This window comes from Mucilaginibacter sp. P1_D10 (assembly GCF_056406215.1).
Window position 1 is genome coordinate 224536 of sequence record NZ_JBFUAP010000009.1, and the last position, 21017, is coordinate 245552.

Below are 21017 nucleotides of genomic sequence, written 5' to 3' on the forward strand. Positions count from 1 at the left end.
ACGTTTGTTTTTATTCCTTTATATATAAAACTAACTCGTCTGCTATCTTCCTGTCATTCGATAGCCTCGGCACTTTGTTTTGCCCCCCAAGCTTACCCTGGCCGCGCATATAGCTTATAAAGGTATCTTTTTTTAGCTTATTGACTATCAAAGGCTGCAAAATGTTACCCTCTATTAGATCGAAATAGTAAATATTTTTCTTTTGCAATGCGGCATCTACTTTCAGGGCGAAGGCCTTTATATCGGCTGGCTCTTTGCCAAATTCTATAAACCATTCGTGGTAAGGCAGTTCCCCCGCTTTTGGCGTTACCTGCGGCGCCACGGTGAACTCTATCACGTCCACACCCTCGGCTGCGGCAACGCCCATTAAGGCCTGCTCCACCTCTTCGCCTATTACGTGCTCGCCGAAGGCGGATATATAATGCTTGATGCGGCCGGTTACCACAATTTTATACGGGTTCTTCGATACGAATTTGATGGTATCGCCCAGGCTATAACCCCAAAGGCCGGCGCTGGTATTCATGATGAGGGCGTAGTTGCGCTCCAGTTCTATATCTTTTAGGTTGATGCGGGTAGGGGTATCGTTAAAGTACTCGTCGCTGGGGATAAACTCGTAGAAGATGCCCGCATCTACCATCAGCAGCAGGCCTTTTTCGCGCTGCGAATCCTGGAAAGCAATGAAGCCTTCTGATGCCGGGTAGGTTTCTATAGAGTCGATTTTATCACCAATTACCTCTTCCATACGGGCGCGATAAGGCTCGTAGTTTACGCCCCCGTGTACGAATAGCTTGAAGTTCGGGAAGATATCCTTCACCTTCTTGCCTCCTGACGCGGCCGAAAGCCGGTCGAAATACATTTGGCACCAGGGCGGTATGCCCGAGATGAGGCGCATATCCTCTTTTACGGTTTCCTGCACAATTGCATCAACCTTTTGCTCCCAATCTTCTATGCAATTGGTTTCGTAGGAAGGCATGCGGTTCTTTTGCAGATATTGCGGCACATGGTGCGCCACGATGCCAGATAAACGGCCTACGGAGATACCTTCTTTTTCGCTTAGCACCGGGCTTCCCTGCAGGAAAATCATTTTGCCATCTACAAAATCCGCCTTTCCTGTTTCGTGGATATAGCTGAGCAAAGCATTGCGTGCGGCTTTGATATGCTGCGGCATGCTTTCTTTAGAAATAGGGATATATTTTACACCCGAGGTAGTGCCCGATGTTTTGGCCAGGTAAGCGGGTTTGCCGGGCCACAGCACATCGGCTTCGCCGTTGGTTACGCGTTCGATGTAGGGGCGCAGATCCTCGTAATCGCGGATGGGGACTTGTTTCTTGAAATCTTCGTAATTGTTGATTGCAGCAAAGCCGTGGTCTTCACCAAAGGCGGTATTTTTTGCGGCATGGATGAGGTCGGTAAAGGTTTTTTGTTGCAGGGCAAGGCCGTTTTGGCGGATATTATCTAATTGCCGGTTCACAAAAAAGGCAAATGCCTTGCTCAGTATCGCTTTCAGGCCCATTGTTAATTGGTTTCGGCAATATCATCGTCAACGTCCTGATGGCTATAAACCAATCTTTTATAAGTGGTCATAATCATCACCTGCACGGTGGGGAACGAAATGGCAAACCATATAATGCCGGCAATCTTTAGCACGTAGGCCATACTCTTGCTTTCTTCGCTGATAAAAAGCGTGATAACACCGTTGATAATCAACAGTAGTATGGCGATGAACAGGAACACAATCAAAATAATAGCTACCAGTTTAAAGAAATTGTTTTTGGTAATCCTGAAACTCTGTACCAAAGCTTCGAACGGACCCGAATCGTCGTCTACGATAAAGCACAGGCAAAAAACAGACCTGATGAGCAAATACGTCAATGACAGTATCTCAACTTTATCGAGTATGAACATCAGTGTTGTGTTCTCCCTCAGGAAGAAGTTTATCAGGATTACCACGCCTATCAAAATTACGAACGCCAAGGCCACGCTCACGAAATTCAGTGCCATCTTGAAAGTTGGTACGATATCTTTAAACTCGAATTCGTAATACTCTTTATGGATAAGCGTCAGGATTAGTTTATAGAAACTTAGCGTGAGGTACGATTGAACCAGCATCATAAACAGTACCACCACCATTTTGCTGTACAAGTTATCGGTGAAGTAGAACAAGGAAGTTAAGATGCTGATGAACTGGTATAGTACTAAAGTAATTATAGAGTAAATGATAAGAGAAATATAATTCTTCTTGAGTACATCCCAAGCGGATTTGATAGTCTCTATAATTGAAAATGGATGGTACATACTACGTTCTTAAGATCTTTTTAACACAACCCGCTTCCAATAATCCTGTATAAACCCTAACCCGTAGGCAGTCAGTTGAGTGAAGGCAGCAATAATGCTCAAAAATGCGACTTTTGCCGATTTGTTTTGCCACAACGAGTGAAAAAATATCAACAAAATAATAAGCATGACTATGATATTACAAAAAATAGCTATTGGCCAGCCTAATAAATTGGCGATAATAGTGAATAATAAGCCCAGCGTAAATATAGCCGGGAAGAAGTGCACGGCCTTCAACTGATCAGGGAAAAACTTATATACGTTTATCCTGGCCCGGCCAAAAAAGTGCAGCTGCTTATAAAATTTAAGGAAGCTGGTGCGGCGTTTATGGTACACGATGGCTTCGGGGATAAGGCCTATCTTATAGCCTAAAGAATGTATGCGTATGCTGTACTCTATATCTTCGCCCAGGCGGGTGATGATAAAACCGCCTGCGTTTTCCCACACTTTTCGCGATATGCCCATATTGAAGCTGCGCGGATGGAACTGCCCGATACCTTTTTTATTACCACGGATGCCGCCGGTGGTGAAAGGGGAAGTCATGCTGTAGCTGATGGCCTTTTGGATGGGCGTGAACGATTCGTGCGCGCCATCGGGGCCACCATAAGCATCCAACCAGTCGGCGGCCAATGAATCGTTTACGATCTGCAGGTAATTGGCAGGTATCAAACAATCCGAATCGAAGATGATAAAGTAATCGCCCTTTGCCCGCTCAAAGCCGAAGTTGCGCGCAAATCCCTGGCCCTCATTTGGTTTCTCAAAGTATCGAATATCCAGATCATCGGCATATTTTTTTACAATTTCCCCTGCCTTTTGGGTAGATCCATCCTCAATAACCAATACCTCAAACGCCTTATACGTTTGCAGGGTAAGCGTACCGAGCAATTCGTCGATCTCCTGCGGGCGGTTATATAAAGGGATGATGATGGAGAAAAACATTCTTCTTAGATGTGAGATATTAGATTTGAGATTTGAGACCGAAGCAAAAAGTAATAGAGAAGAGGCCGGATGCAATGTCCTGTCTCATATCTAACATCTCAAATCTCATATCTAAATTGAGTCCTCAATTTGATATTTATTGCGTTCCGGCGCGCTTCGCGAAACCAACTCTGCAACAAAGCCGGTTAAGAACAATTGCGAACCGAGTATGATGGCTACCAGTGCAAGGTAAAACAGAGGGTTGTCTGTAATGTCGCGGTAATGTTGATTATGGGCAATCAGGTACAGCTTTTCGCTGATAATCCATATCGCAATAAACAAACCTGTTAAAAAACTTATCGTACCCATCATGCCGAAAAAGTGCATAGGCCGCTTACCGAATTTGCCCACGAAGAATATCGATAACAAATCCAGGAAACCGTTAACGAAGCGGCTCATGCCAAATTTGGTTTTGCCGTATTTACGTGCCCGGTGCTCCACTACCTGCTCCCCAATTTTGGTGAAGCCTGCCCATTTGGCCAAAACGGGTATGTAGCGATGCATTTCGCCGTACACCTCTATATTTTTTACTACGGCCTTGCGGTAAGCTTTAAGCCCGCAGTTAAAATCGTGCAGGTTGTCAATCCCGCTCATTTTGCGAGTGGCCGCGTTGAAAAGCTTGGTAGGTATGGTTTTGCTAAGCGGATCGAACCGTTTGGCTTTCCAGCCCGATACCAGGTCGTATTTATCGTCGGTGATGCGGCGGTATAGGCCGGGTATCTCGTCGGGACTGTCCTGCAGGTCGGCATCCATGGTAATCACCACATCGCCTTTGGTAGCTTCGAAGCCCATATTCAATGCGGCCGATTTGCCGTAATTGCGCCGGAATTTGATGCCCCGAATATGCGGGTTGCCCTCCTTCAGCTTCAAGATCATCTCCCACGACCCATCCTTGCTGCCGTCGTCAACTAAAATTATCTCGTACGAATAGCGGTTCTCGGCCATCACCTTGCTTATCCAAGAGGTAAGCTCGGGCAATGATTCCACTTCATCGTACAGCGGTACTACAACTGATATATCCATTTATTAGGGAAAGAAAAAAGCAGTTATGCCTGTTGGCGGCATAACTGCATTACTGCAAAAATATAAAAAATAGGCATGGGTTTAACGCCATCTTTATATAATAGCGTGCCCGCTTGTTAAAAAACAATATATTAGCCTTTAAATCATACTGCTTAAAAAATGAAAAGTTATCAAAAGGCCCTCAGCCTGCTCCTGATGCTTTGCGCTATAGGCGCAAAAGCGCAAAACACCGATAAACCCGCACCCAAGTACGATCAGCACAAGGTGTTCAGCCCCTTGTTTTACCCGGATAGGGGCAACCTATTCCGCTCGGCCTCGGGCGCGCCGGGCGCAAAGTACTGGCAAAACCGTGCCGACTACAAAATCGACGTAATCCTTGATACCCTAAAGCACCGCCTAACCGGCAGTGTAACCATCACCTACACCAACAACAGCCCCGATGCTCTCAACTTTTTGTGGCTGCAAACAGATCAGAACATCTACCGCGAAGCTTCGCGCGGGCAGGCTACATCGGCAATAGGTGGCGGGCGCTTTGCCAACACCAGCTTTACCAAAGGCGATGAAATAAAAGCGGTAACGCTCATCAGCAACGGCAAGGCCCAGGCGGCCAATTACATCGTAAACGATACCCGTATGCAAATACGCCTTAAAGATACCCTTAGGGCAAACGGTGCCAAACTGCAGATAAAGATCGATTACGCTTATGATATATCCGAGTACGGTACCGACCGTACCGGCCGCCTGAAGACCCCGCAGGGCTGGATATATGATATTGCCCAATGGTATCCCCGCATGGAGGTTTACGACGATATCAGCGGCTGGAACACCATCCCTTACTTAGGCTCATCGGAGTTTTACCTGGAGTACGGCAACTTCGATTATACCATTACCGCTCCGGCAAGCATGGTGCTGGTGGGTTCGGGCGAGTTGGTTAACCCGACCGAGGTGCTTACACCGACCGCATTAAAACGCCTTGCGCAAGCCAAAGCCAGCGATAAAACCGTAATGATAAAAGATTCGGCCGAGGTTTTGGCAGGCAACGCCTATGTTAAAAAGCCATCGCTTACCTGGCATTTCTCTTGCAAAAACTCGCGCGATGTAGCCTGGGCCGCATCGAAGGCATTTGTGTGGGATGCCGCGCGCATCAACCTGTCTAACGGCAAAAAAGCCCTTGCGCAATCGGTTTATCCAATTGCCAGTGGCGGCGTGGGCGCTTATGGCCGTTCGACCGAATATGTTAAGGCATCCATTGAGCTTTACTCGGGCAAATGGTTCGAATACACTTACCCGGTGGCTACCAACGTAGGCGGGCCGGTAAGCGGCATGGAGTACCCCGGCATCGTGTTCTGCAGCCACGAGAGCCAGGGCGGCGGCCTGTGGGAGGTTACCAACCACGAGTTCGGCCACAACTGGTTCCCTATGATCGTAGGCTCTAACGAGCGCAAGTACGCCTGGATGGACGAAGGCTTCAATACCTTTATCAATAAAGTGGATACCAAGGTGTTCAACAAAGGCGAGTATTATACCAAAGACGACGTGCAAGGCGGCGCATCTTACGTATTCAGCGATAATGCCGATGCGATAATGAACACCCCGGATGTGATACAGGGCGATTACCTGGGCAACGCAGCCTACGAAAAACCCGCACAGGGGCTGATGATACTGCGCGAACAGATACTGGGCGAAGAACGCTTCGATTATGCATTTAAAACATACATCAAACGCTGGGCTTTTAAGCACCCTACGCCATGGGATTTCTTCCACAGCATGGATAACGCGGCAGGAGAGGACCTAAGCTGGTTTTGGAACGAGTGGTTCCTGCAAACCTGGAAACTTGACCAGGCAGTGAAAGGAATAGACTATACAGATAATGATGCTGCGAAAGGCTCGTTGATAACCATAGAGAACCTTGGCGAAATGGTAATGCCGGTAACCGCTTTTATTATGGAAGAGAACGGCAAAAGCGGCACTATAAAACTGCCTGCCGAAATTTGGCAACGCGGCGGCACCTGGACATTCCCATACAAATCTACCTCGAAGATTTCTTATGTTATCCTTGACCCTGACCATGTATTGCCTGACGTGAACCCGGATAATAACGCGCTGAGCGGCAAACTAGTCGCCAAAGGTGTTACCGCCAAAGACGTTATTGATGCTTACATCACCGCAGTTGGTGGCGCGGGCAAACTGAAAGATATCACCGATTTGACGGTAAAATCTGACGGGGTGTTTCAGGGCGTGGATATCAAGATGACTGTTAAATACAAATCGCCTGATAAACTCAATCTGAATGTCATTGCTCCATCGTACAATAACTTCGTGCTATCCAATATTGTAGTCAATGGCGATAGCGTGAGGCTAAAACAGTTCAATAATACTGCTTTGGTGAGCAAAGAAGAAAATCCCAAAATCCGTAACCGTTACCGTATATTCCCCGAATTGGATTACGATAAAGCGGGTTATAAGCTGGAACTGGCACCGGTAATGCAGGTGGTAGATGGGCAGCTTACTTACCTGATTACGGTAACCAACCCCGAAGGCACGCGCTCGCGGCAGTATTACGACCCTAAAACCGGCTTTAAAATTAAACGCATTAATGATGGAGCGGGTAGCGCCCCATCGGTGTACAGTAATTACCAAACCATCGTAACCGGCGTAAAAATACCATACACCGAAAAAACCGCTGTTGGTGGTGTAGCCACCGAGTTTAAAGTAACCGGTGCTACAGTAAACAGCGGGCTTACTAACGACGATTTTAAATAGGCGATAGTCTTTTATACAATGCAAACGGCCCCGGCAGTGCTTCGGGGCCGTTTTTTTATTTGAGCGATTTTAAAATCACGTTCATTTGCTATATTTAACGCACATAACTATTGCCTCTATCGCATGATGAAAACCTTACCTATACTTTTATTTAGTTGCCTGCTGAGTTTTGCTGCTATTGCCCAGCAACCAAAAAAGGGCGCTGCCAAGCACGATTCCGTAGCGTATTACATGAGCGACCATTCCTTGATGGCGGGTGACCAAGGCAGCGCAAATTTCCTACGGCTCATTATTAAAAAAGGTTCTGGCGTGTATGAAATACAGGATTATTACCGCGACGGAACCCCACGGCTTGTAGCAACATCTTTTAGCGGGGAAATGAATTTTGAAGAAGGTATCCACGGACTTTACACTGAGTACTATCGAAATGGCAAAAAGAGGGTCGTGCGAAATTATTACAAAGGCAAGTTAACCGGTGAAGACTCCACTTACTACTATAACGGCCAATTATACAGTGTTGTTACCCACTCCAAAACGGGCGATTACTTAAAAACCTGTCTGGATACAACCGGCAAGGCACTAGCCGCCAACGGAAACGGCGTGTGGGTAGAATGCAGCGAATTTAGCCTGCTGGAAACCTATACAGGACCGGTTGTTAACGGAAAAAAAGACGGAACATGGGTGCAACGCTTTGCTGTGGACACAGTTGTTTATAAAACTGAGTACAAAAATGGTGTGGAACTCCCTGGGCCAAAGCGAAAAAAAGAAGACTGGGTTTTTCAGGTGGCGGACCAACAACCCAGTTTTTCAGGTAGCGACACGGGATTTAGCCAGTACCTAGCCACAAACATTAGATACCCTCAATATGCCCGCGAACAACATATAACCGGGCGGGTAATTTTAACTTTTGTTGTAGAGAAAAACGGCTCTTTGTCTGAATTGCGTGTATTACGGTCTCCTGATGAAAGCTTGAGTAACGAAGCTATGCGGGTGATGAAAGCATCTCCCGCGTGGAAGCCAGGCATCCTGAACGGCCAGCCTGTACGGGTTCAGTTTTCTGTACCCATAGGATTTGCATTATCCAATGATTAATATGAGATTACTTACCTTATGCATTTGTCTATGTATAGGCGTGTCCGCCGAGGCTCAAAAACGCGATACCGCAGCGTATTATATGTACAACAACGGCAAGATGGCCGAAAGCAAAGAGGCCGCCGATTTCGTGAGGGTTTTATTGCCGCCAGATAGCACGGTAGATAAAGGGCTCATTACCGTGAACGATGTATTTAAAGATGGCAAGCGAAAAGCCATCGCCCATACGTATATCAACTCACCGTTTGTAGAGAATGGCCTGCAGGGCGCGTATATCGAATACTTTCATAATGGCCATCGTAAATACATACGCACTTATGATAACGGCAACCTTACCGGCGAGTGCCTCAGCTATTTCCCCAACGGTAAATTATATTCGGTAATAGATTATACGGACAACGGCCCGTACCTGAAACAATGCGTCGACTCTACCGGCAAGATATTAGCCGAAGAGGGCAACGGTACATGGATAAAAACCAATTTCGATTTCGAATACATAGCGCAAGGTCCTGTTAAAGACGGGCACGAGGATGGAGAATGGGTAGGCACCATAAACGAGGGGAAAACCGAAAAAGCAGTTTACCAGAACGGCAAGCTTATATCAGGTCCAGACTTCGATAATACGATGCCTCAGGTTTTTACCGCGGTAGATGTGCAACCCCAATTTCCCGGCGGCGATGTGGCGTTTGGGAAGTTTTTAGGACGAACCATCCGATACCCTGCCTCTGCATATAAAAATAATGTGCAAGGGCGAGTTATCATTACTTTTGTGGTAGAAAAAGACGGCACCCTGAGCAATATAAAAGTGCTGCGCGGTATTGGTAGCGGTTGTGATGAGGAAGCCATGCGGGCCTTTAAAGCATCCCCGCCTTGGTTGCCGGGCATGCAAAAAGGCAAGCCTGTTCGCGTCCAATTTTCCATGCCTGTAGCATTTTCCCTCAGCGGAAACTAATTGCCGCGCGAAAATGCGCTTACGAAGGAATTACACCAACCCTAACAACTTGCTTGTGCGTGCGCGCGTAGCATCGGCTAATGCCTCATCATTAGTAAGTGATTGCCCGTATGAAGGTATCATTTGCTTCAGCTTGGCCTGCCATTCCGGGGTTTTTACCTTGTCTTTAAAACAACGCTCTATCAACTCTACCATAATAGGTACCGATGTAGAAGCGCCCGGCGAAGCGCCCAGCAGGGCAGATATGCTGCCATCTGCAGCGGTAACCACCTCGGTACCGAATTGCAGTACGCCGGTTTTCTTAGCATCTTTTTTTATTACCTGTACGCGTTGCCCTGCTACTTCAAGTTCCCAATCTTTGGCATCGGCTTCGGGGAAATATTCTTTAAGGGCGTTAAGGCGGTCGGTTGGCGATTGCAATACCTGTCCGATGAGGTATTTTGTCAGGTCCCAGTTGTCGCGGCCAACGGCCAGCAGCGGCAATAAGTTATTAAGTTTTATAGAACCGAACAAATCGAACAACGAGCCTTTCTTGAGGAAGCGTGTAGAGAAACCTGCGTAAGGCCCAAAAAGCAGGGCTTTTTTGCCGCCGATCATACGGGTATCCAAATGTGGTACGCTCATAGGCGGCGCACCTACTGATGCCTTGCCATAAACCTTAGAATTATGTTTTGCTACTACGGCGGGGTTATTACACACCAGCCATTGCCCGCTTACCGGGAAGCCGCCAAAGCCCTTGCTCTCGGCAATGCCCGATTTCTGCAGCAGGGGCAAAGCACCGCCACCCGCACCCACGAATACGAATTTGGCGTTCAGCCTCTGCTTTTGGCCGTTGGCTTTGTCGGTAACTTTAATGCGCCAGGTATTATCCTTATTGCGTTTAATGTCGTCTACGTCATGATTGAGTGCCAGGTTTACGTTAGGTTGCTGCTCCAGCCAGCTAAACAATGTGCGGGTAAGAGCGCCGAAATTTACATCGGTACCTATATCCATATAAGTACCTGCGATTTTTTGTTCGGTATCGCGGCCTTCCACAACCAAGGGCATCCATTTTTTTAGTTCTGCGTGGCTTTCCGAGTAAAGCATATCCTTAAAAAAGTGATGCTTCGCCATCGCGTCGAAGCGTTTCCTTAGATAATCTACATTATCGGCACCCCATACAAAACTGATATGCGGCGTTTTACTGATGAAATCCTGCGGTTTATCAACGAATTTCTTATCTACCAGGTGCGCCCAAAACTCTTTGGTTATCTCAAATTGCTCGGCAATCTGCACGGCTTTCTCGGCAGATACGCTGCCGTCTTTCTTCTGCGGGGTGTAATTGAGCTCGCAAAAGGCAGAGTGGCCGGTGCCCGCGTTGTTCATGGCATCCGAGCTTTCGGCAGCAATGGTATCCAGCCTTTCGAAAATCTCTATCGACAAATCGGGCTGCAGTTCTTTCAGCATTACCCCAAGTGTAGCGCTCATGATACCTGCGCCAATCAAAACTACATCAACCGTTGAATTTGAAACTGTATTGCCCTTGCTCATTGTTAGTATTGAATGTGTTAAGATACACTCAATTATTTATTTGAAAGATGAAAATTTATGCCAGTAGATGACGAAAAAACCGCGCCGTTGCCAAGGAAAGAGACATTTGCCTGGGATGCGGGGTGTTCGCCATAAATCAGGCAATTTTAGTAAATTTTGCCCAAAAAACTGTCATAAAAAGGTTTAAACAGATATTTTAAAATTTGGTTTGATACACTTGTATTGCTTTAATCCACACAAAACAGATTGCCACTTGTATAATATACTATAATCATACAAACCAATGGCCAGGCATATCTTAATATTATCCGTGTTTGCTATAACGCTTTTTACAGCATGCAATAGCAATAACAGCAAACCCAAACCGGTATCAGACACAATGAGCAAAACCTCAATTACGCTCAACGGTAAAAAAGACAGCGTTGTAAATAATCCCGACAAAAATTACGGCAATGCTACTATTGCCGAGCCTTGCGTAAAATGCCTGATTGCTGCGGTAAAAGCAGATGGGAATTACAAAAAGGCAATAGTATCTGAAAAAGATATCAAATTCGTAATGAACTATGTAAAAACCCTGCAAGTTACCGATAGGGATATAAACCAAACAAAGGCAACCAACGCGCTACGGGTTGACGTAATAGACAAAATGCCCGCGCCGCATCGGGTAACTACCTATATTTATGATAATAGCACGGCAAAACTCTATCTTTTAGCAGGAAATAGCACCACCGAATTAAAAACAGATACCGTTTTGCTGAAAAAGATAAGAAACAGTTGTTATTGGGGAGTGGTTTCGGGCAAATAGCCAGCCTTTGCCGGTAAACAGTTCTCACGAGTGAGCATTTAAATTATGCGCGCATAGTAATTCATGGCGTTTTTTTTGTTTTATATCAATTACTTATCTATTACTATAGATTTGATAGTTATTTAATTGATTTATGAATTTATAAAGCCATTTATTGTAAATTTTTATAATTTTTATAAAAAACACTATGATATTTATAAAAATGAATTAAATTCGCATTGTAGAACATAGTAAAAGCTCCACGAGAACTATAATTTAAACTTAAAATTACAAAATTCATTAAAAATGGCAACAAAACTTGAGTACATCTGGCTAGATGGGTACAAACCAACACAAAGCTTACGTAGCAAAACTAAAATTGTTAAATCTTTCAGCGGTAAAGTTGAAGATTTGGATAACTGGAGCTTTGACGGTTCGTCAACCGAGCAGGCACCAGGTGGTTCATCTGATTGCGTTTTAAAACCTGTATTTACATGCCCTGATCCGCAACGTAAAGATGCGTACCTGGTAATGTGCGAAGTATTGGATTCTAAAGGCGTTGCTCATGAGTCTAACGGCCGTGCGCTTATCCAGGATGATGATAACGATTTTTGGTTTGGCTTTGAGCAGGAGTACTTCCTTTGGGATCCTGCAACTAACAAACCGCTTGGTTTCCCGGCAGGTGGTTACCCAGGCCCACAAGGCCCTTACTATTGCTCGGTAGGTGCTAACAATGCTTACGGTCGCGATATTGTAGAAGAGCACCTGGATGCTTGTTTAGAAGCAGGCTTAAACGTTGAAGGTATCAACGCTGAGGTTGCTGCAGGCCAGTGGGAGTTCCAGATATTTGCAAAAGGCGCTAAAGAAGCCGGTGACCAGATTTGGGTTGCCCGTTACTTATTAGAGCGTATAGGCGAAAAATTCGGTGTTGCTATCAACTACCATTGCAAACCGTTAGGTACTTTAGACTGGAATGGTTCTGGTATGCACGCTAACTTCTCTAACACAACGTTACGTACTGCAAACAGCAAAGAAACTTTCACCGCTATTTGCGAGGCTTTCCGCCCTGCTGTTGCTGAGTGCGTTGCGGTATATGGTGCTGATAACCACTTGCGTTTAACCGGTAAACACGAAACTGCTTCTATTACTGATTTCAGCTACGGCGTTTCTGACCGCGGTGCTTCTATCCGTATCCCGCTTTACACTGTAGATCACGACTGGAGCGGTTACCTGGAAGATCGTCGCCCTAACTCGGCTGCAGATCCATACAAAGTTGCTGCTGTAATTATCAAAACTGTTAAATCAGCGAAATTATAATACCCCTTTTTATTAACTGATCTTATATCCCCCGCTTAACTACCGGGGGATTTTTTTTGCCCTACATATTCCAGATAATTGCCCAAGGGAATCTCCGGTAAGCCCTCAATCGGCAGGTTATATACATACACCCAGGCATCACTCTCTCCGTTATTTGTAACGACAGGGCAATTCATCCGCAGGTATAAATTTGGCTGCTCTTCATCGGGGCCAACTCCTTCGTAAGCATCAAGGGCATGCAATACTTCTTCGCTATCTATACTGTAAATGCTGCCATGGATAAAGTACCCGTCGGTATCCAGCAATAGGCCGGGATATTCGCCTATATCGTATAGTCGCCCTTTTATTTTGCCGGAGCTCAAAAAAATGCAGTGTTTTTTAAGATAAACGCCAAATTGATTATCCTTTTGCAACAAAGTGCCGTAAACAAACAACAGGTGGGTTGGCATGTTTAAAGGTAGCAAAATTGCCCTATTCGGTTACTGCAAAATAATACGATGGCTGATTGGTTTATCGTATTATCTTTGCATCCCCTAAATTCTGTGGGCGGCTACTTTGCAACATCCGCCATATTATATTTATCTTGCTTAAATTGCCATTTTTATACCAAGCCATCATGAACCAGGAACAGGTAATAGCCTACATCAAAGAAAACAATATATCCAAAGTTAAATTCGCCTTTGCCGATGTCGACGGCGTATTGCGCGGGAAGGTTATCAGTGTAAAGAAATTCCTCGATGGCTTAAAAACCGGCTATGGCTTTTGCGACGTGGTCTTCGGCTGGGATAGCAACGATGCCTGCTACGACAATGTTGAGCTTACCAGCTGGCACACAGGTTATCCCGATAAACTTTGTTATGTAGATTTGGGCACCTTGCGCAATATACCCTGGCAGGATAATATCCCTTTCTTTTTGGCCGATTATAGCGGCCCGCATGGCAACACCGTGCCGGCCGACCCGCGCAGCTTGCTCAAAAACATCGTTGCCGACTGCAAGGCAATGGGCTACCATGCCGAGTTTGCCCAGGAGTTTGAGTGGTTCAACTTTAAAGAAACGCCGCAAAGCCTGCAAAACAAAGGCTTTGCCAATATGGAGGCCTTAACGCCGGGCATGTTTGGTTATTCTATATTACGTACCTCGCAAAATAGCGATTTTTATTACGACCTTTTCAACCTGCTCACCCAGTTCGATATCCCTATCGAGGGACTGCATACCGAAACCGGTCCCGGCGTTTATGAAGCTGCCATTGAGCATTGCGAAGCTTTGCAAGCGGCAGATAAGGCCGTATTATTCAAAACCGCGGTGAAAGAAATTGCAAGCAAGCATGGCATTACCGCCACCTTTATGGCCAAATGGAACCAAAATCTGCCAGGGTGCAGCGGCCACATTCACCAAAGCCTCTGGAGCGACGACCAAAGCGAAAACCTGTTTTACGACGGCACCGATGAGAATAAAATGAGCGAACTGCATAAGCAATACCTTGCGGGTCAGCTTTATTGCATGCCGCACCTGCTGCCTATGTATGCGCCAACTATCAACAGCTATAAGCGATTGGTAGAAGGGGCCTGGGCACCAACCACCATTACCTGGGGGGTAGATAACCGTACCACCGCGCTCCGTGTTATCAATACCTCCGTAGGCTATACCCGGCTGGAAACCCGCATCCCGGGCTCGGATACCAACCCATACCTGGCCATAGCGGCAGCCCTGGCATCGGGCCTGTATGGTATCAAAAATAAATTAAAGCTGGGTGTTGCCCCAACTGTAGGCAATGGCTACGAGGATAAAAGCAACGGCAGCCTGCATACCAACCTGTTTGATGCTGCCACCGCCATGCAAAACTCCTCCATAGCCAAAGAACTCTTCGGTGCCGGTTTTGTAGAGCACTTCACCCAAACCCGCTTGTGGGAGCATAGGCAATACGCCAAAAGCGTGAGTGATTGGGAATTGAAGAGGTATTTTGAGGTCATATAGTTTAGGCTTTGTATTTTACCACAAAGGCCACAAAGGGAAACCACAAAGTTCACAAAGCTTTTAAGTTTGAAATGGGTATTAAAAAAATTAAGCCTTAATTATGTCGGAGAACGAACTTTCTAACTATGTGATTGGTATTGCCATTCAAGTTCACAAAGCTTTAGGGCCAGGTTTGTTGGAAAGTGCTTACAAGGAATGCCTATTTTTTAAGTTAGTAAAATCCGGCTTATATGTAGAGAAAGAAAGGCCGATGCCCATAGTTTTTGAAGAGGTAAGATTAGATGTTGGATATAGGTTAGACTTACTGGTAGAAAATAAATTAGTTGTTGAATTAAAAAGTGTTGAAGCCTTGAATGAAATCCATTTAGCACAAACGCTCACTTATCTTAAACTGGGTAATTATAAGCTTGGTTTACTTATTAATTTCAACGTTGTTAAGCTAAAAGATGGGTTGAGAAGAGTTATAAACGGCTCTTTGTAACAATGCCAATCCTTTGTGAACTTTGTGAAAAACTTTGTGACCTTTGTGGTTTCATAAAACAATGCATGGCAAAAATGATTAACAAATTTGTAACTATGCAAACCAATTATAACCACAAGTGGACTTTTCTATCATTATAAAAAAAGCGTGGGAGGGTTACGATGCCTCCAAAACCATCAAAAGCGTAGAGGATATCAGCGCGATGGTTTCTACCAATCATGTTTTCCGCGTTACTTTCGATGACGAGGATATCATTATCGCCAAATTATCGTTATTCGGCAAATTCGAGCATTTTAAGGAAGACCATCGAATCATCCATGCGCTGAGCAATAACCTACTATATCCATTCGAGAATTTGCTGGCTAAATCGTTGCTAAAAAACAACCGTGTTTATATCTACCATTATAAGCAGGGCAAAACCGACGCCTGGGTGGTATTTTACAACCCAACGCGCATCCTGAATAGGCTGCCCAAGCGGTTGGACGATAACCTGATCAAAAAACTTGGCCAGCAATTAGGCAAATTTCACAAGGCCTGCTGCAGGGTAAAGAACGTTTTGCCAAAATCATCGAAAACACTGCGCACTGATATCTATTCGCTACAGCAGCAATTGGAAAAGAACGAACGCGATTTCGGCTCCGCCATGCAGGTGGATTTCTTGAAATATCATTGCGATTTGTTCCTGCGTAATCGCTCTAAGTACAACATGCACTCTTTCGATATCATCCCCGTCTTTATCGACTGGAATATCGGAAACTTTTCGGTCGCCCCGAATTATGATTTATATTCACGCTGGGATTACGACTGGTTCAGGATGAGCTACCGCGTGTTGGATTTTTATTTCTTCAGTAGGGTGGTATCTGATGTAGGCGACCGCACGGTATTCAGCTACGTAATAGGGCCCATGATGGAAGACAGGTTTATCACTTTTTTAAAAGAGTACCACAAAGTTTATCCGCTAACGGCCGACGAGATCAGGTTCATGAAAGAGGCTTACCGTTTCTTTATCCTTAATTATGTGATAAAAGACGGTAAACACTTTTTTAATGATCAATACGCAAAAAAACTGCAGGCAGAAGCCTTTGATGTTTACCTGCCATCCGTAGACCGCGATTTTGATGCAGAGAAAATAATAGAAGCTTTAAAGCTGAAGTAGGTGAGGGGTAGTTAAAAAAGTTAGAAGGGTTAGAAAAGTTAAAAAGGTTGGAGAACTTAGGGAATTACTACAGAAGTTAAAGATGAGAAGTGCTTTGGCAAGCTAACGTGTAATGAGCCATGTCCGCTCACCAAACCCCGAAGGGTCAAACCCTTTTTTAACTTTTCTAACTTCTTTAACCTTTCCAACTTCTCTTAACTTTCCTCAACGCCTCTCAATTTTTCTCCAACGCCTATCAACTTTTGATTTATGCTACCGATTTTCACAACTTTCTTTTAACATTTACAACCGATTATAATGAAGCGTATTGAGGATTTCCGGGAGATAATAGATAATTACGAGGTAGTGTTTTTCGATGCGTTCGGCGTTATCAAAAACTATGGTGGCTTAGTGCCAGGCATCGGGCGCACTTTTGATTACCTGGAAGAAAGCGGCAAGGAGTATTACATCGTTACCAACGATGCATCGCGTAGTCCGGCCCAATTGGCCGAATCGTATCATAAAAAAGGGCTGCACGCCATTACTGCGGATAGGATCATTTCATCAGGTATGCTTACTAAAGAGTTCCTCGACCTGAAAGTTGATGAAGGTATTGTAGCCTATTTAGGTACCGATGATTCGGCGCATTATATCGAAAGCGAGGGCTTGCACACCCTGCCAGTGAGCCAAATAACGGCAGAGAACTTCGATAAAGTGAACGCATTGGTGTTTTTGGATGATGAAGGCTTTGACTGGTGCAATGATTTAAACAAAACCGTAAACCTGCTGCGCAGGCGCACCATACCGGCCATTGTAGCCAATACCGATTTTGCCTACCCGGTGAACGTAAACGAAATTGCAGTGGCTATAGGCGGCATTGCGGCAATGGTAGAGACCATAGTAGGCAAAAAATTCATCCGTTTCGGCAAGCCCGATTCGCAGATGTTCATGTTTGCTTATGATTTGATACGCGAGTACCGCCCCATCAGCAAAAAAGAAATCGTGATGGTAGGAGACACCCTGCAGACCGATATTTTAGGGGGGAATAAATTTGGGTTGGATACGGTTTTGGTACTATCGGGCAATACACTGGCTGCTGATGCGCAAACCCGAATGACATCCACAGGCATAGTACCCACCTACATTTGCGATTCGGCCGTGATAAGATAGTATGAGAACAAACTGGATAAAGTTACTTTTTGCATTGTTTTTTGCCTTAACGGCGAGGCAGGCTATGTTTGCCCAAAGCCAGCCAGCGGGCACTTTTACCAATCCTTTGCTGCCATCGGGCGCCGACCCATGGGTAATTTACCAGGGCGGATACTACTATTACACCAATTCTACCCAAAACACTTTGGTGATATGGAAAACCAAAAACCTGGGCGAACTGGCAAAAGCCGAAAAGAAAACCGTTTGGGTACCCGAGCCCAACACAGCATATTCAAAAGAACTTTGGGCCCCCGAATTGCATTACATAAACCATAAGTGGTACCTTTATTACGCCGCCGACGATGGTAACAATAACCATCACCGCCTGTATGTGTTAGAAAATTCCTCGCCCGACCCTTTGAAAGGCAAATGGGTATTTAAAGGCAAACTAAGCGACGACAGCGATAAATGGGCCATAGACGGCTCGGTGTTCGAACACAAGGGCAAACTGTATTTGATTTGGGCTGGTTTGGAAGGCGACGAAAACGGCCAGCAGGATATCTTTATCGCGAGGCTGAAAAACCCTTATACAGTTGTAGGCAAACGGGTTAAGATATCAAGCCCACTTTACGATTGGGAAAAGAATGGTGATTTGCACGATGCCGCGAACCCTGCGCACGTAAACGTGAACGAAGGTCCTGAGATATTAGCGCATGGCAAAAAGCTGTTCCTGATATATTCGGCAAGCGGTTGTTGGACTGATTTTTACGCCCTGGGGATGCTGACGGCATCGGCGGATGCAGATTTGCTCGACCCGAAATCCTGGACTAAATCGGCACAGCCGGTGTTTAAAAAATCGGAAGCGAACGGTGTGTATGCGCCGGGGCATAATTCATTCTTCAAGTCGCCGGATGGTAAGGAGGACTGGATCATTTACCACGCCAACGCCAAGCCGGGGCAGGGCTGCGGTGGCTTCCGTTCGCCGCGAATGCAGAAATTCAGCTGGAGCGCAGACGGTACACCCAACTTCGGCATACCCGAACGAACCGGCATACCGATGGCTGCACCATCGCAAAAAAAATAAACCGACCAATTTTTATAAAAATTATGCAAAACACCTTAAAAAAACCAATTTTGGCACTGTCAATTGCCGGCAGCACTATCTTAGCCGCCTGTAACCAATCTGCCCCAAAAAGCAACACCATGGCCGACACCACATCTACAGCACACGCCGTTAAATTACCTGAAGCATCTGCGTTCCAAAGGACAATCGACGGGAAGAAATCCGAATTATTTATCCTCAAGAACAAAAAAGGCGTAGAAGCCGCGCTTACCAACTACGGCGCCCATTTAATAAGCCTGCTGGTGCCGGATAAAGACGGCAAAATGACGGACGTTGTATTGGGTTTCGACGACCTGGAAGGCTTCCAACGCGCCTCTTCGGCGTACTATGGCGCTATCATTGGCCGCTATGGCAACCGCCTGGCAAATGGCAAATTCTCGCTGGATGGCAAAGAATACAAATTGTTTACCAACAACGGGCCAAACACGCTGCATGGCGGCAAAAAAGGCTTCGATGCCATGGTGTGGGATGCCAAACAGATAGACAGTGCTACTGTAGAGTTTACCTACCTTTCTAAGGATATGGAAGAGGGCTTCCCAGGCAACCTAAACGTAAAGGTAATTTACACCCTTACCGACGATAACGCCTTAAAAATAAGCTACGAGGCCACCACCGATAAAGCCACCGTAGTAAACCTTACCAACCACGCTTACTTTAACCTGAACGGGCAGGGCAGCGGCACCGCGCTGAACCATTTGGTACAGATAGATGCAGATAATTACACCCCGGTAGATAGCACGCTGATACCAACCGGGAAAATAGAGCCTGTTAAAGGCACTCCGTTCGATTTCACCACTGCTACCGCAATTGGCGAAAGGATAGAACAGGATAACATCCAGCTGAAAGACGGCAAAGGCTACGACCATAACTTTGTGTTGAATAAGCACGACATCAGCACGCCCATCGCAACTGTTGTAGGCGATAAAAGCGGCATCAAAATGGAGGTATTCACAGAAGAACCCGGCATGCAGTTTTACACCGGCAACTTTATGAATGGCAGCAACAGCCTGAAAGGCGGTACGCCCGATGCGCACCGCACGGCCTTTGCGATGGAAACACAACACTTCCCCGATTCGCCTAATCAGCCAAGCTTCCCAACTACGGTATTGAAACCTGGCGCGGTTTACAAAACCGTAACTATTTATAAATTTTCGGTGAAATAAATAAACACGAATTTTTCCGAATTGAGGCGAATTTCACGGATTTTGAAAAGCAGTTATGTTTTCGAAATTCATGAAATTCGCTTTTCTTATAGTTGGTAAAATTCATGTTTCTCAAACTAGTGTAATCGTGTTAATTAAATTCGTGTAATTGGTCTCAATTAGTGAAATTCGTGTTAATTCAATTCGTATCAATTAAACTCGCTTTAAATCATCGCATTTGCTATTAGATAATCACGGCAGAAGAATTAGTTACCTGCGCCTGGCGGTAACCGACAAGTGCAACCTGCGCTGCTTTTATTGCATGCCCGAGGAGGGCCTTGAATGGCTTAGCCGCGCCGAACTGATGACGTATGAAGAAATGCTGCGCGCCTGCGAATTACTGGTACAGATGGGCATCGAAAAGATACGCATCACCGGGGGCGAGCCCTTCGTGCGCAAGGATATCATGCAGCTGCTTACGGCGCTCTCCAAACTAACCGGACTAAAAGAACTCAGCATAACTACTAACGGCGTGTTAACCGCCCAACACGTTCCGGCTTTGAAAGCCATAGGGGTACGCTCGGTAAACCTCAGCCTGGATACTTTAGATGCAGGCAGGTTTTTCGCCATCACCCGCCGCGATGAATTTGCCAATGTGATGCAAACTTTAGATGAATTGCTGAAACACGATATAGAAGTAAAGATAAACACTGTGGTAATGGCCGGCCGCAATACGCAGGATATCATCCCGCTGGTGCAATTAACCAAAGATCTGCCGGTGAGTGTCCGCTTTATCGAAGAAATGCCCTTTAACGGCGATGGGCATGGCTACAGCGGCGTACTGTGGGACTACGTGCGGATATTCGATGAGATACGCCACGTTTACCCCGATATCCAGAAAGCTCCCGATCCATTATATGCCACAGCTGCCAATTATCAAATCCCGGGGCACTTGGGTAGCCTTGGCATCATCGCAGCTTATTCGCGTACTTTTTGCGGCACCTGCAACCGCGTCAGGATAACGCCGCAGGGTACTTTAAAAAATTGCCTTTACGATGATGGCGTACTGAATATCAAAGACCTAATGCGCGAGGGCAAAAGCAATACCACAATAGTAGATGCCTTATATTCAGCCTTTAATCATCGCGAGAAAGACGGTTGGATTGCCGAGCAAAAACGCAAGGATAACCCCGATTTCCATGAATCCATGGCTACCATCGGCGGGTAAAAAAATAAGCA

At 45.8% G+C, this 21017-nt stretch carries 18 protein-coding genes; 12 read left to right on the forward strand and 6 right to left on the reverse strand.

Annotation, left to right across the window (positions count from 1 at the left end):
* Nucleotides 1-10 precede the first annotated feature (10 nt).
* The 4 genes from AC1DYT_RS16280 to AC1DYT_RS16295 form a co-directional block, all read right to left on the reverse strand.
* Nucleotides 11-1513 (reverse strand): GH3 auxin-responsive promoter family protein, encoded by a 1503-nt coding sequence (locus AC1DYT_RS16280; RefSeq protein ID WP_477470631.1) that lies wholly within the window; start codon nt 1511-1513, stop codon nt 11-13.
* 2 nt (nt 1514-1515) lie between these two features.
* On the reverse strand, nt 1516-2295 hold the full coding sequence (locus AC1DYT_RS16285; protein ID WP_477470632.1) for a hypothetical protein: 780 nt from the start codon (nt 2293-2295) through the stop codon (nt 1516-1518).
* A 9-nt stretch (nt 2296-2304) separates the two neighbouring features.
* A complete protein-coding gene (locus AC1DYT_RS16290; protein ID WP_477470633.1) occupies nt 2305-3273 on the reverse strand; it encodes a glycosyltransferase family 2 protein in 969 nt (322 codons plus the stop codon).
* A 111-nt stretch (nt 3274-3384) separates the two neighbouring features.
* Complete coding sequence (locus AC1DYT_RS16295) at nt 3385-4335, reverse strand: glycosyltransferase family 2 protein (protein WP_477470634.1); 951 nt, start codon at nt 4333-4335, stop codon at nt 3385-3387.
* Between the two features lie 159 nt (nt 4336-4494).
* Between AC1DYT_RS16295 and AC1DYT_RS16300 the strand changes: the two genes are divergently transcribed.
* The 3 genes from AC1DYT_RS16300 (at nt 4495) to AC1DYT_RS16310 (ending at nt 9142) form a co-directional block, all read left to right on the forward strand.
* A complete protein-coding gene (locus AC1DYT_RS16300) occupies nt 4495-7098 on the forward strand; it encodes a M1 family metallopeptidase (RefSeq protein WP_477470635.1) in 2604 nt (867 codons plus the stop codon).
* A gap of 123 nt (nt 7099-7221) precedes the next feature.
* A complete protein-coding gene (locus tag AC1DYT_RS16305; RefSeq protein WP_477470636.1) occupies nt 7222-8190 on the forward strand; it encodes a TonB family protein in 969 nt (322 codons plus the stop codon).
* Nucleotide 8191: 1 nt separating this feature from the next.
* Nucleotides 8192-9142: a TonB family protein gene (locus AC1DYT_RS16310; protein WP_477470637.1), complete on the forward strand. Its 951-nt coding sequence runs from the start codon at nt 8192-8194 to the stop codon at nt 9140-9142.
* A gap of 30 nt (nt 9143-9172) precedes the next feature.
* Here the strand turns inward: AC1DYT_RS16310 and AC1DYT_RS16315 are convergent, their stop codons facing one another.
* Nucleotides 9173-10696, reverse strand: a complete 1524-nt coding sequence (locus AC1DYT_RS16315; RefSeq protein WP_477470656.1) for a malate:quinone oxidoreductase — start codon at nt 10694-10696, stop codon at nt 9173-9175.
* A gap of 355 nt (nt 10697-11051) precedes the next feature.
* Here AC1DYT_RS16315 and AC1DYT_RS16320 point away from each other — a divergent pair, with 355 nt between their 5' ends.
* Nucleotides 11052-11477, forward strand: a complete 426-nt coding sequence (locus tag AC1DYT_RS16320; RefSeq protein WP_477470638.1) for a hypothetical protein — start codon at nt 11052-11054, stop codon at nt 11475-11477.
* Nucleotides 11478-11762: 285 nt separating this feature from the next.
* Nucleotides 11763-12773: a glutamine synthetase beta-grasp domain-containing protein gene (locus AC1DYT_RS16325; protein ID WP_477458842.1), complete on the forward strand. Its 1011-nt coding sequence runs from the start codon at nt 11763-11765 to the stop codon at nt 12771-12773.
* A gap of 35 nt (nt 12774-12808) precedes the next feature.
* Here AC1DYT_RS16325 and AC1DYT_RS16330 read toward each other — a convergent pair whose 3' ends face one another.
* On the reverse strand, nt 12809-13222 hold the full coding sequence (locus AC1DYT_RS16330) for a gamma-glutamylcyclotransferase family protein (RefSeq protein WP_477470639.1): 414 nt from the start codon (nt 13220-13222) through the stop codon (nt 12809-12811).
* Between the two features lie 167 nt (nt 13223-13389).
* Between AC1DYT_RS16330 and AC1DYT_RS16335 the strand changes: the two genes are divergently transcribed.
* The 7 genes from AC1DYT_RS16335 to moaA all read left to right on the forward strand — a co-directional run bounded on the left by AC1DYT_RS16335 (nt 13390) and on the right by moaA (nt 21006).
* On the forward strand, nt 13390-14748 hold the full coding sequence (locus AC1DYT_RS16335) for a glutamine synthetase family protein (RefSeq protein ID WP_477470640.1): 1359 nt from the start codon (nt 13390-13392) through the stop codon (nt 14746-14748).
* A gap of 100 nt (nt 14749-14848) precedes the next feature.
* Nucleotides 14849-15229 (forward strand): GxxExxY protein, encoded by a 381-nt coding sequence (locus tag AC1DYT_RS16340; RefSeq protein WP_477470641.1) that lies wholly within the window; start codon nt 14849-14851, stop codon nt 15227-15229.
* A 118-nt stretch (nt 15230-15347) separates the two neighbouring features.
* The gene (locus AC1DYT_RS16345) at nt 15348-16385 is read left to right on the forward strand and encodes an aminoglycoside phosphotransferase/kinase family protein (protein WP_477470642.1); all 1038 of its coding nucleotides are present in this window, start codon (nt 15348-15350) and stop codon (nt 16383-16385) included.
* A 297-nt stretch (nt 16386-16682) separates the two neighbouring features.
* Complete coding sequence (locus AC1DYT_RS16350) at nt 16683-17534, forward strand: HAD-IIA family hydrolase (RefSeq protein WP_477470643.1); 852 nt, start codon at nt 16683-16685, stop codon at nt 17532-17534.
* A 1-nt stretch (nt 17535) separates the two neighbouring features.
* A complete protein-coding gene (locus tag AC1DYT_RS16355; RefSeq protein WP_477470644.1) occupies nt 17536-18597 on the forward strand; it encodes a glycoside hydrolase family 43 protein in 1062 nt (353 codons plus the stop codon).
* Between the two features lie 23 nt (nt 18598-18620).
* Complete coding sequence (locus tag AC1DYT_RS16360) at nt 18621-19799, forward strand: aldose epimerase family protein (protein ID WP_477470645.1); 1179 nt, start codon at nt 18621-18623, stop codon at nt 19797-19799.
* 217 nt (nt 19800-20016) lie between these two features.
* Nucleotides 20017-21006, forward strand: coding sequence for a GTP 3',8-cyclase MoaA (gene moaA, locus AC1DYT_RS16365; RefSeq protein WP_477470646.1), 990 nt, complete (start codon nt 20017-20019; stop codon nt 21004-21006).
* Nucleotides 21007-21017: the final 11 nt, after the last annotated feature.